11 protein-coding genes and 1 pseudogene are annotated in these 11,784 nt (G+C 61.5%); 8 read left to right on the top strand and 4 right to left on the bottom strand.

Going from position 1 to position 11,784, the window contains the following annotated elements; translation table 11 throughout:
- Positions 1-1,964 (top strand): hypothetical protein (locus IVA88_RS32330; RefSeq protein WP_247501247.1); only part of this gene is annotated, 1,964 nt, incomplete at its 5' end.
- 500 nt (positions 1,965-2,464) lie between these two features.
- Here IVA88_RS32330 and IVA88_RS32325 read toward each other — a convergent pair.
- From IVA88_RS32325 to IVA88_RS32315, 3 genes are all read right to left on the bottom strand, one after another.
- Positions 2,465-3,073 carry a hypothetical protein gene (locus IVA88_RS32325; RefSeq protein ID WP_247299906.1) on the bottom strand — a complete coding sequence of 203 codons (609 nt, stop codon included), beginning with the start codon at positions 3,071-3,073 and terminating at the stop codon, positions 2,465-2,467.
- Positions 3,074-4,316: 1,243 nt separating this feature from the next.
- A complete protein-coding gene (locus IVA88_RS32320) occupies positions 4,317-4,964 on the bottom strand; it encodes a hypothetical protein (RefSeq protein ID WP_247299902.1) in 648 nt (215 codons plus the stop codon).
- A 13-nt stretch (positions 4,965-4,977) separates the two neighbouring features.
- Positions 4,978-5,292: a hypothetical protein gene (locus IVA88_RS32315; RefSeq protein ID WP_247299899.1), complete on the bottom strand. Its 315-nt coding sequence runs from the start codon at positions 5,290-5,292 to the stop codon at positions 4,978-4,980.
- A gap of 241 nt (positions 5,293-5,533) precedes the next feature.
- On the opposite strand from IVA88_RS32315, the gene mobQ reads away from it, so the two are divergent.
- Complete coding sequence (mobQ, locus tag IVA88_RS32310; protein WP_247299895.1) at positions 5,534-6,724, top strand: MobQ family relaxase; 1,191 nt, start codon at positions 5,534-5,536, stop codon at positions 6,722-6,724.
- A gap of 24 nt (positions 6,725-6,748) precedes the next feature.
- Here mobQ and IVA88_RS32305 read toward each other — a convergent pair whose 3' ends face one another.
- Positions 6,749-7,132, bottom strand: coding sequence for a hypothetical protein (locus IVA88_RS32305; protein WP_247330370.1), 384 nt, complete (start codon positions 7,130-7,132; stop codon positions 6,749-6,751).
- 604 nt (positions 7,133-7,736) lie between these two features.
- On the opposite strand from IVA88_RS32305, the gene IVA88_RS32300 reads away from it, so the two are divergent.
- From IVA88_RS32300 to IVA88_RS32275, 6 genes and pseudogenes are all read left to right on the top strand, one after another.
- The gene (locus IVA88_RS32300; RefSeq protein WP_247299892.1) at positions 7,737-8,054 is read left to right on the top strand and encodes a hypothetical protein; all 318 of its coding nucleotides are present in this window, start codon (positions 7,737-7,739) and stop codon (positions 8,052-8,054) included.
- Complete coding sequence (locus tag IVA88_RS32295) at positions 8,051-8,311, top strand: hypothetical protein (RefSeq protein ID WP_247299890.1); 261 nt, start codon at positions 8,051-8,053, stop codon at positions 8,309-8,311. Before IVA88_RS32300 ends, IVA88_RS32295 begins: the two co-directional genes overlap by 4 nt.
- Positions 8,308-9,276: a tyrosine-type recombinase/integrase gene (locus IVA88_RS32290; RefSeq protein WP_247330373.1), complete on the top strand. Its 969-nt coding sequence runs from the start codon at positions 8,308-8,310 to the stop codon at positions 9,274-9,276. The genes IVA88_RS32295 and IVA88_RS32290 overlap by 4 nt, the downstream gene beginning before the upstream one ends.
- 142 nt (positions 9,277-9,418) lie before the next feature.
- Positions 9,419-10,006, top strand: coding sequence for a hypothetical protein (locus IVA88_RS32285; protein WP_247299914.1), 588 nt, complete (start codon positions 9,419-9,421; stop codon positions 10,004-10,006).
- On the top strand, positions 10,007-11,068 hold the full coding sequence (locus IVA88_RS32280; protein WP_247299911.1) for an XRE family transcriptional regulator: 1,062 nt from the start codon (positions 10,007-10,009) through the stop codon (positions 11,066-11,068). It abuts the gene before it with no gap.
- 175 nt (positions 11,069-11,243) lie between these two features.
- Positions 11,244-11,784: pseudogene (locus IVA88_RS32275) on the top strand (hypothetical protein); the annotation flags it as partial.

Raw genomic sequence — 11,784 nt, 5'->3', positions numbered from 1 at the left:
TGACAAAGGGCGATATTATCCGCATTTCGATCACGCCAGATAATTTGAAGCAAGTTTTCGATAAATGGGTCGAGATGATCGGTCGGGAAATCGGCGGTGCTCCGGTAGATAAATATGCCCTTCTCTTTTTCGCCGACATCATGCATGACGGAACCAAGGCGACTCATGAAAACTTGCCGGCCGAACTTCTCCATCAAGGAGAAGCGCCCGTATTTTCCCTCGACGGTAAACTTTATAAACTAGGTAATCGTGAGGGTTACCGTCAGTTCTGGTCAATTTATCACCGCCCACCAGATGAGGAGTATCGCAATTACTTATTAGAGCGTCGCGACTCCCTAATCCCGCTAGACGAGCGTAGCTTCAAGGGCGCTTTCTATACTCCACTCCACGTGGTTGATAAAGCCTACGATAAGTTAGCCGACGTTCTTGGGAAGAACTGGCAGAAGAACTACATAGTTTGGGACATGTGCTGCGGCGTTGGGAACTTGGAAACCAAGCATTCCAACCCGCGAAACGTTTTTATGAGTACATTAGATCAAGCTGACGTCGATGTTATGAAAGCTACTAGAACCTGCGTTTCCGCCACTCGGTTTCAATATGATTATCTCAATGATGACATTACGGCTGATGGCAGAATTGACTATAGCCTCACCAACAAAGTGCCGCCCGCTCTGCGGCAGGCAATCGCCGAAGGTCGAAAGATCCTGATACTTATCAATCCGCCATATGCAGAAGCTGCAAACATAGATAACATCACAAGTTCTCGTGGGAAAAATTCAGAGAGCAAAAAAAGCGTTTCAAAGACGCAGATTGCTAAAACGATCAGTGATTTTGGATACGCTTCGCGCGAACTATTCGTGCAATTTCTAGTGCGGATCGCCAAAGAGATACCAAACGCTACCTTGGCTATGTTCAGTACCTTGAAATATGTAAATGCTCCAAATTTTGAGCCATTCAGGTCGTTTTGGAATGCATCTTATCTCGGCGGTTTCTTGGTGCCTAGCAAAGCATTCGATGGTCTAAATGGGAATTTCCCTATTGGCTTCCTTATTTGGGAAACCGATAATTCCGCAAAAAAGAAGACACCAATTACAAACATAGTTGCGGAGGTTCTTAATAAAAAAGGCGAAGCAATTGGCGAAAAGCAATTCTATAATCTACCAAGTGAGCGATTTCTGAGCAATTGGATTAAGCGGGCAAGGTCTAATAAGGATGACGCCCTGCCCTTGAAAGGCGCGCTCGTGCCAACGACTAGTATTAAAGATGTGCGTGGCACTAAATGGGCAGACGGAGCGATCGGCGGAATGATTGCGCCCGGTGGTGATGTTCAACACGCAAATCTTACCGCCTTGCTATCATCAGGGTACTGTAGCGCAGGCGGTTTTTTCGTCACCAAGGAAAATCTCTGGAAATCGGCAGTTGTGTTTGCGGTACGGCGTCTAGTTAAGCCGTCGTGGCTCAATGATCGGGATCAGTTCTTACAGCCTGATGAGCCTCTTACTGAAGAATTTAAGATGGACTGCTTAGTCTGGATGTTGTTCAGCACACAAAATCTGACGGCTGGCGCGAACGGATTGGAGTGGAATGGTCGCCAATGGAGTCTGGTCAATCACTTTATTCCGTTCACCGAGGCTGAAGTTAATGCACCTGACCGATTTGAATCAGATTTTATGGTTCAATACCTACATAAAAAGAAGTTTTCGGTTGAGGCTTCCGCAGTCTTACGAGCAGGTAAAATCCTTTGGCAAACGTATTTCTCCATCACCGATGTATATAGCGTTCGTCAAAGCCTCAAACTCAATCGCCCCGATGTTGGATGGTATCAGATCCGATCCGCTCTTGGTCGACGCGAGGAACAGAAAGACAAAATCGAAACCGAATTTGCTGTCTTTGACTCAACCTACGAGACGCTGACATCGAAGCTAGCACCGATGATTTATGATCTTGGCTTCCTAAAAACTTAGCGTGCAGCAGCGGCTCATGCTGGTAAGCAAGCAGGCGAGATCTCGGGACACGAGGCGGAGAGAGAACGTTCGTCTCCGCGCTGTCAATCTGCATAGGTATGGGCGCTTAGCGTACGTTTTCGAACATCCTCTGCGATGACCCCGAGTTGGCGTAGACGAAATACCAAAGGTCCAAACCGGGTGAACGACGACGCCTTCACAGATGAGCTGAGATCGGCCCTGGAGGCCCTGATCTCGGAAGCCCGTGCAGCAGGCCCAGGGCGGGTTGTGACCGCGGCCGAGCGCGCTGCGATAATCTGGGTCACGGACCGCCAGGAAGCCCCCGAGGCCGCCCGCCGCGATCTGCCGGTACCAGAGACCGCACGCCGCTTGCAGTAGGATCCCGGCCGCCCTGGCTCCTGTGGTGGGCGACGCGATCTCTCGTTCATGACGGACACCCGTACCCACGACGATCTACGAACTTACAGCCTCCCAGATCCGGACTGGTGCACAACTGCGGTTCAGCCGGCGAGCCGACGCCACCATGGGCGTGCTTTCCAGGCTTCCAGCTCGGCGCGGGCCTGGGCGGTCTCCGCTTCGGCTCTCTTCTCCAAAGCACTCAACTCTACCCGTGATTGAGCCGCTGCGGCATCGGCCAATGCTAATCGCGCTTGCAGCTCGCGCTCGCGACCCCCGGCCTCCTCAACGACCTGGGCGAGTTGCCGAGCGAGAGCGGCGACCTCCCCGACTAAGTGATCGGATTTCTCAGTCTCGGCGCTCCTGTCAGCTACCGCCTGCGACAGAGCTTGCTGCGCCTCTGTGAGAGCCCGCTCGAGCCGTTCGATATGGGCGGTTAGGAAGGCAACGAAGGTCCTTTCGAGAGGGCCTTCGACAGGAGGCTCAGCATCGATTTCGCTTTCATCGAGAGGGGTTTCGACACCTCTCTTGAGAGCCCGCTCAAACTCTTCGATAGGGATCTCTATCCGGGTCCTACCGTCGTTACCGGGGAGCCTACGCCAGCCCTGTCGGCGCACGAGCTGCCGAGCTGAAGCCGGTTTCAGAGAGAATGCTTCCTCGATCTCCGCATACGTCATGATGCGGGACGAAACCCCCTTCGACACCTCGCTCATGACAGCCCCTCGGTCACTCGGAATGAGACGGACGAGAGGGTGTGTCCATAACTCTTTCGAAAGGGTATCTGACCGCCCTTTCGAGACCCCCGTCGAGGGAGGGCTTACCGTAGCCGTGTTGACTGCCTGTGTCGGTACGGGGATGGTGGGCGAATGCCGGACTCGTGCCGGTTCGAGGAGATAACCGCCACGACGGCAACGTAGAAAAAGCAACGGCCCCTCAGGCGCCAACCTGAGAGGCCGTGGACCGATCTCATAGAGACCGGCGGGGGATCAAACACCTCCCGACAGTCTCACGAGCACCCTTAGGGGTCAAGACGGGACGCCAATCCCGTCAACGGTCTTGCTCGTTCTGTGGAAGGGTGTCGCCCGCTAAGGCGATGCTCGCTGCTGTGCCGTGGCCCGCAAGGGCTGGGACATGTTCGCTGAAGAACTTAGGCGCGCCGTCGAGGTTGCGCCCCGGGGCGCGCTGCCCGAGGTGGCGGCGCTGCTGTGGCGCGCCTTCGGGGCGGGCCAGGTGAGTGAGGCCGAGGCCGAGGCGCTGTCGGCGCTGATCGAGGGGCGGACGGTCATCCCGGCCGCGCCCGTGCCGCCGCGAAGGCCTGCTAGCTCCCGGCCGCGGAGCGACGCCCCGCCGGGCCGACCGTCCATCTTCCCCCCGAAACGCCATCAGCGCTCGCCGGATCGCGCTCGGTCACTAGAGCGACGGCGGACCTTGGCTGCCTCTGGTCCAATGCCCCCGGCGCTCGCGGCCCGGCACACGACTGGCGAACTCGCCGCGTTACGGATCATCGCCGACGAGGTGCGGGCGCGCGGCGCATGTGAACTGTGCGTGTCGGCCATCGCGGCGCGAGCCGGGGTGTCGGCCTCGACGGCACGCAACGCGATCCGGACGGCTGCCCGTTCCGGGCTTCTCCACGTCGAGGAGCGCCGCCTTCTCGGCCGGCGCAATGATCCCAACCGCATCACCATCGTGGATGCCGCTTGGCGGGCTTGGATCGCGAAGGGCGGCCGAACCGGGGGGGGTGCCTTCAAAAAACTCGAGCCCACGGACAGAGGATCTCAGAAAGCGCAATCTTGGAGCGGTCAGCGGCCAGCGGAAACGTCGCAAAGAGCTGCCGGGAGGCAGGGTCGGGCGAGGGCAAGGCCACCTTCCGATTCCGGACCGGGTCCGTCACGGCGAGTGCCATCCATGCGGTAGGCTCATGCACCCGATCGTCATTCCGAACGGCCCGCTGCGCACTCAGTAGCCGTCGAGCACGGCGTACTCGCCACGCGGGCCGAACCGCGGCGCGCTCAGGTCGATGCGGACGCACAGGCGCGTGCGCCTGTCATCGGACTGGCAGTTCGTCAGCACCACGCGGCCTGCGCGGCGTTGCCAGTCCTCGGCCCGCGCCTGGAGCGTCGGCAATGCGACGCGCAGGCGCTCGACTTCGGCGGCGAGGCGGGCGCGTTCCGCCTGACCCCAGAAGGTAGACGCGGCGACGCCGGCAAACTGTGCGCCGGTGGCGCCCAGCACGACGAGGCTCAGAACTGCGGTGAGGCGAAGTGTCAGCCGAGCCGTTGCCTGTCGAACCCCGTGCGTCGCTGCGTCGATCTCACCGCGCGCGTCGTGCAGCGCGGCCACGACCTCGCTGCGCAGTCGGTCGGCCCCGAGCGCGGAGACCGTCGTGTCCAACGACGCGACGCGGTCGGACAGCGTTCCGAAGGCCGGCCCGAGGGCCGACACGTCGAGGGTGAGGGTACGAGGTTTTGCAGCCGCCATCTCGGCCGCCTGTGCGGCCTTGAGCGTCCCCTGCATGTCCTGCCCGAGTCGGTCCACGTCGCGGCGGACTGCCTTGAGCGTGTCGAGCAACTCAATGACGGGGTCGGTTGAGTTCGCGCCGTCCATTGTCGGCAGGGTCCTACGAGTGCTCCGTCTCGGTGGGCGGAACAGGATCCTGTCTCATGGAGAAGATGTGCAGGCGGCCGAGAAGGTCGGTGACCCTTCGGAGGTCCACATCCGGAAGACCGTCGTTGTCGATGATCGAGACCAGCTGCTTGGCATTGGCAGGGCTGTCGTAGGCCCATCGGATCACAACAGCGCCGACGACCTTCGCCTCCCGTTCATCCCTGGCTTGGATTTCTGCCTCCACACGTGCGGTCTCAGCGGCAAGCGCCGTCAGCCTCTGTTCCGGGGTGCGCTTGATGCGCTTCGGCTTGGTCTCGGTCGTGTCCATGTTCGAAGCTCGCTTTTTGAGAGTTGCATTCGAGGGGCGGGCAAAGCTAGGGTTGAGTCCCGAAGGGCGCGGTTACGTCTCGGACTGCGTCCGACACCCGCGGTCCTCAGGGGCTGCGCCCCGCCGGACGGCTTCCCCCCAGTCCGGCGCTTAGGCGCCGGACGTCAGGGTTCCTCACCCTGAAACCGAGCCAGCGTCGGGCCGCTGGACCACGTATGTGCGCACAGGGCGCGGTGACGGGATGGCGCTGTACCGCTTCGAGCTGAAGGTGATCGGCCGCTCCGGCGGGCGTTCGGCCGTCGCCGCAGCCGCCTATCGCTCCGGCACCCGGATGGTCTGCGCCCGCCGCGGCCAAGTCTTCGACTACAGGCGGCGCAAGGGCGTCTCGTCGCGCGAACTCCTCGCTCCCCCAAGCGCACCGGCATGGGCTCGCACGGATCGCCAGAAGCTCTGGCAGATGGTGGAGGCGAGCGAACGCCGGGTCGACAGTAGGCTCGCGAAAGAGGCCGTACTCTCGTTGCCGCGCGAGCTGAGCGTCGAGGATCGCGTCCGGCTGGTCCGCGCGTTCGTCGAGCGGGAGATTGTCGCGCTCGGTCTTGTCGCGGACATCGCGCACCACGACGGACGGACGGGAAAAGACGATCCGGACGGCGGCAATCCGCACGCTCACGTGCTGATCTCGACTCGTCGCGTCGGTCCCGATGGGTTCGAAGGCAAGGAAAAAGCTCTCGACGCTCGAGACACCCTGTTGCATCTCCGTGAAGCGTGGGCTTCGCATCTGAACGAAGCGCTCGAGCGTGCCGGAGCGCCGACGCGGGTCAGCCACCTCTCGCTCGCGGCACAATGCGAGGACGCCAAGGCTGAGGCTGCCGATGCGCGCGCCAGCGGTGACACGGAGAAGGCGGACGAAGCCGACGCAGCGGTTTTCGTGCTTGATCGGAAGCCGGAGCCGAAGCTCGGGCGGGGACACCACCTCCGAACCCGCGCTGGCATTCAGACCGACCAAGGCGAGGCCGTAGACGCGCTCCGGATTGAGCGTGCCCGCCGACAAACGCTGACCGCGACCCTGCGCACGCTGCTCCGAAAGGCCGCGCAGTTTCGGTTGCAACTCGGCGACCGCCTGCGTCAAAGCTTGAGCGAAGGTGCCATGGCCTCGCTGCGGGATACCAACCTCGCGGTGTCGGTGGGTCGCTTGGCACGCGGCGAAGGGGAGCGCCTGACTCCCGATGAGCGCATCAAGGCACAGGAACGACAGCGCGCGTTGAGGCACGAACAAGCTGAGCGGCGCTTGGCTTTGGGAGATGGTGAGCAGGCCTCGGCACGTGAGCGCGACCTGCGTCGAGAGGAGATTGAGCGCCATCGTATCGAACAGGAGTTACTGAGGGTCCGCGCCGTGATGCGGCGAGATCGTGGACGTGGGATCGGCCGCTGAGCGGCCGATCCACGGGCCGGCGCGCTAGTCCCTGCCCCACCCATCGTTCCGAACCGGCTTGCGGGACTTGGGCTTGCGCTTCTGTTCGGCCTTCGGGGTGAGGTTCGGCGGCACCGGAGCCGGAGCCGGCTGAGGAACGACGGGAGCGGGCTTGGCCTCCGCGTCTTTCTTGGCGCGCGCGTCGATGATGAGATCGCCGATGGTACGGTCGAAATTCGGCCCGTCATCGACGTTCGGTGGGACCTTGCACCGACAGGTCAGACACCGGTCAACGCGCACCCGGATCCGCTCAAACGCGCGTTCGTCCTCGGGCGTGATTTCCTTGTTGTCACGCTTGAGGAGCCGCACGCGGTCCCAGGTATCGATCTCGAAATCCTCGATCTCGCATTCCCAGAGTTCGATCCGCACGTCTTCCGGAACGGGGACGCCCGCAACGTACGTCGCGGTACTCAGAAGAAGGGCATTCTCCTTGCGGCACTCCCATGAAAGGTGACCGGCTCTCCTGACCTGTACGAGATATCGACAATCATGAGGGCGCAGCGGGTTTGAAGCTTCCGGCGCAGCGGAGGCATTCTGATCTTTGCGGTCTTCGTTCTGATTGGAGTTGGACATGTGAGGCCCCGGCATTTCCAGTTGCGAGGCCGTCTATGAATATCGCTCTTTGCCGAAAGTACAGAGCGGAGACCATTGGATAAGTGGGCCGGACCGGCAGACAGTATCTTGAAAAAGCTGAGAAATACTGCTACAAGGAGCAAGAACGACATCATAAAGACGGGAGAGACCCGTCACATGTGGAGGGGCATTCGCCACCCCAGTGAAGTCGATGGACTTCACTGGCCACATGTGAATACATTCTTAAAAGTAACCTAATGGAATTTGGCGGCTCGCCAAAGCCCGAATTGGCGGCAATTCACAGTTTCGTGAAGGAGCTGCCTAGGGTGTGGGCAGCCGCGGGGTGGCGTCTTCTGGGCTGTGATAATGACGCTTATCGGAGGTCAAGACGGAGTCGGTCATGGTGGCGCTGTTGGAGCAGATGCTCCGGGACGTGCGCCGGGAGATCGCCGCGATCGAGATGCGCTCGGCCGCGCGGACTGCTGGGCTCCTCGCCCTAATCCGGGATGGGGCCGACACCGCCGAGCAGGACCGGCTGATGTCGGAGGACATGCGCACCCTGGACGGCCTGCGTCAGGAACAGCGGGTGCTGAAGGAGGCCCTGGAACGCCCCGACCTCCCGGCGAGCGCCCAGGATCTGCTCGATCTCGCCGACGCGAAACTACGCCTTGTCCTTGAGGCCCGACTCCAGCTCCAGGACCTGAGGGGTCAGGGATGACCGTCGCGCCCGTCCCGGCCTCATCGCTCCTCGATGACGCGCTCGCGGACGCAGATCGGGAGATCGCCGAGACTGAGCGGCGGCGCGAACGGCAAGTTCACCTCCTCCACGGCCTCGACCCCGGCACGAAGGCGCGGACCTGCGCCGAGCGCCTCCTGTGCGAGATCGACTGGACCCTCTCAATCAACCACACGCACCGAACGCTCATCCAGAACCTGCTGGCGACCGAAACCTCCAACGACGTGGGTTCCCCGTGACCACCCTTCCTACCCCTGTCGCAGAGACCGCAATCGGCCCCGCGCTCGACTTGGAAGCGGTCGCCGCCCGCGCCGCCGGACTCGCTCGGCAGGCGCGCGCCGCTAACACGCTCCGCGCCTACGAGGCCGACTGGCGGGAATTCGCGGGGTGGTGCGCCGCCCGCGGCCTCGAACCGCTGCCCGCCGCCCCGGCCGTGGTCGGGCTCTACCTCGCCGACTGCGCCGACCGGCTGTCGCTCGCGACCCTCGCCCGGCGGGTGAGCAGCCTCGCCGCCCGGCACCGCCGGGCCGGGCTCGGCCTCGACGTGCGCCACCCGGCCGTGGCCGACGTGCTGGCGGGCCTCCGGCGCGAGCGCGGCTCCGCCCAGCGCCGCGCCGAGGCCCTGACCGTGCCGCGCCTGAAGCAGGTGCTCGCCGGGCTCGGCGACGGCCTCGCCGACCGGCGCGACCGCGCCCTGCTCCTGGTCGGCACCGCCGCCGCGTTGCGGCGCTCCGAGCTGGCCGCCCTCGACGTGGCCGACATCGCCGTCCTGCCCGAGGGCCTGCGGGTCACGATCCGGCGCAGCAAGACCGACGCCGAGGGTCGCGGCGCGGTGCTCGCGGTCGGGCGCACGGGACAGGCGACGTGTCCGGCCGCCGCCTACACGGCGTGGCTTGCCGCGACCGGGATCGCCGAGGGGGCGGCGTTCCGCGCCGTCGACCGTCACGGCCGCCTCGGCGGGCGGCTGTCCGGCAACGCCGTCGCGCTGATCGTCCAGCGCCGCGCTGGCGCCGCCGGGCTCGACGCGGCGGCCTATGCGGGCCACTCCATGCGGGCGGGGTTCGCGACCTCGGCCGCCCATGCCGGGGTTGGCGAGATCCGGATCGCTCACCAGACCCGTCACGCCTCGCTCAGCACCCTGCGCCGGTACGTCCGTGAGGGGGCCCTGTTCGCCGACAATCTCGCTGTCGAGATCGGATTGTAGCGCTTCCAGGGCTCTCGTCTGGGACGCCCAGGAGTCCAAAGCGTAAGGCCCGACAAGGAGTTGCGGCTCGGTTATTGAAACGGTTATATTTTCCGCCATATCCTTCCAAGGGCGCGACGTGCTGCCGGATGGAGAGGGCCTTATGGACGTGGAAGAAGACCAGTCGCGCCAGATGGCGATCATCGAGCCCCTGCTGCTCGGCATCCACGACGCCTTGTACGAGGCGGTCGCCACCTACAACGGTGACGGGTACTCGGATGCGGTTCGTGCGCAGCACAGTGATCGCGCTGCCGCGTGCTGCATCTACGACCACGCCGAACGAGCGCTGATGGACCGCTTCGACGGCACGCCTGGGGTGAACTTCCTGGATCGCCGGGGGCTTCACCTGCTCAACTACCGGGATCAGGCGCTGATCCGGGTCAAGAAGGTGAACGGGTTAGGCCAACACGCTAACTACCAGACCCTGCAACAGCAGGATTATGACGACGAGATGCCCCTCCTCGATCTGCCCGAGGCGGCCGTGCGTCTGTATGCGGGCTACCAAATGGATGCCGCCGGGGCCGCGATCGAGCGGGTGATGATTGTCAGGCAGATCGGCAAGGACGTGATCTGGACGGCGCAGGTCACCGCTACGGAAGCCCAGGCTGCGTGGGTGGACATCACGCCGGAGCGGATCCCTGACACTGGTCGGACCGACTTTGAGGCGGCGCGTGCGAGACGAGGACGCTAAGTGACCGACGCGGTCTTCAACGCTGACATGCTGAGACTCGCGCGTGAGGCGCGCGAGATGACCCAGGCTGATCTGGCGAGAGAGGCGTCTGTCACGCAGGCGCTCATCTCGAAGCTCGAACACGGCCTGATCGGCCAACCCTCCGACGAGGTGCTGGGCAACCTCGCGAAGGCACTCCGCTTCCCTACAGCCTTCTTCCATCAGCGCGAGCGCGCGATCGGGTTCCCCGCCTTTCACTACCGCAAGCGCACGAAGCTCGGCGCGAAGCCACTCGCGCGGATCGGTGCGGTCATCAACATCCGGCGTCAGCACGTGGCGAGGCTCTTGCGCTCCTACGACCTGGAAGTCGCCAAGCCGATCCCTCAGATCGACCTGGACGAGAGCGGCCTCACGCCAGAGAAGGTCGCCGAGCGGCTGCGCGCGTACTGGATGCTGCCGCGTGGGCCGGTCGCCTGCGTGGTTGATACGATTGAGCAGGCGGGCGGCATCGTCATCATGACGAGCTTCCACACCAAGCTTCTGGACGGCATCAGCTTCCGTTCGGAGGGCATGCCACCGCTCTTCTTCATGAACAAGGATGTTGCCGGGGACCGCTTCCGTTTCTCGCTCGCGCACGAGCTTGGACACATCGTTATGCACACCGTGCCTGACGACGATCAGAAGATGGAAGAGGAGGCGCACCGCTTCGCTGCGGCTTTCCTCATGCCTGCCTCGGATATCAAATCATATTTGATATCTCCTAAGATTACTGCTCTCGGTAGAGTGAAAGCGTACTGGAAGGTCTCTATAAAAAGCTTGATTAAAAGAACTTACGACCTAAAATTAATTACTGATTCTCAGTACAAAAACATGAATGTTCAGTATAATAAATCTTTCAACGAGGGTGAGCCATACGAAATACAGGTAGAAGAACCTTGGCGCCTTAGAGATATCATCAAGTATCACTGCAACGAGCTTGGATACAGCTTGTCTGACTTGGCGCGCCTTCTGGCTGCGAACGAAGCCGACGTTGAGCGCGCGTATCTCCCGCGCCAGGGCCTACGCCTCGTGGTTTCGAACTGAGTTTTGGGTCCCCTTCTACGTGACGAGGACGCGTGTCCAGTAGGCGTTGTCTCCGCCGCCCTCGACTACGAGAACCCCATGGGTGAGGATATTCACGACGCTGCCACAGCGCTTGCCACGGCATATGCGAACGGCGATGTCTACCGTGCATCGGGCATGGTCCAGCGGGAACATAATGTCTCTGTACAAAAAACTACAAGATGTCCGCAGCGAGGAAGACGTCAAAGATGTTTACATTCAGGCGTTAGGCTTGAAGAAATATACCAAAGGGCTAATTGATATTCGTACGAAGGAAATGTGGTTCGAGGCTAAACATCACGGCAAGGACTCAAGTTATAAGATGTTCACCCAGCTTCTGCATTATGTGCAGGATGGGTTGAATAAAGGGGACGAGTTACCACCGTTCCTGGCAGTAATGGATACTGAGAAGGCGGCTCTGATGAAGACCGCTGATGTTATTCCATTTTTGAAAAAGAAGACGATAAAATGGGGCAAGTCGGCTACTAAATTCCCGAAGGAGGCGCTCGACCAAGTATCCGCGTTCATTGGAACAAGGATGGTCTCGTTCAGGATAGCGACGCACGAAGATGAATTCATCAGTACTGTAAAAGCCGCTCTGACAAAGGGCGATATTATCCGCATTTCGATCACGCCAGATAATTTGAAGCAAGTTTTCGATAAATGGGTCGAGATGATCGGTCGGGAAATCGGCGGTG

Source organism: Bradyrhizobium sp. 149 (assembly GCF_023073915.1).
GTDB lineage: Bacteria > Pseudomonadota > Alphaproteobacteria > Rhizobiales > Xanthobacteraceae > Bradyrhizobium.
This window is presented reverse-complemented; position numbering and strand designations above follow the sequence as displayed.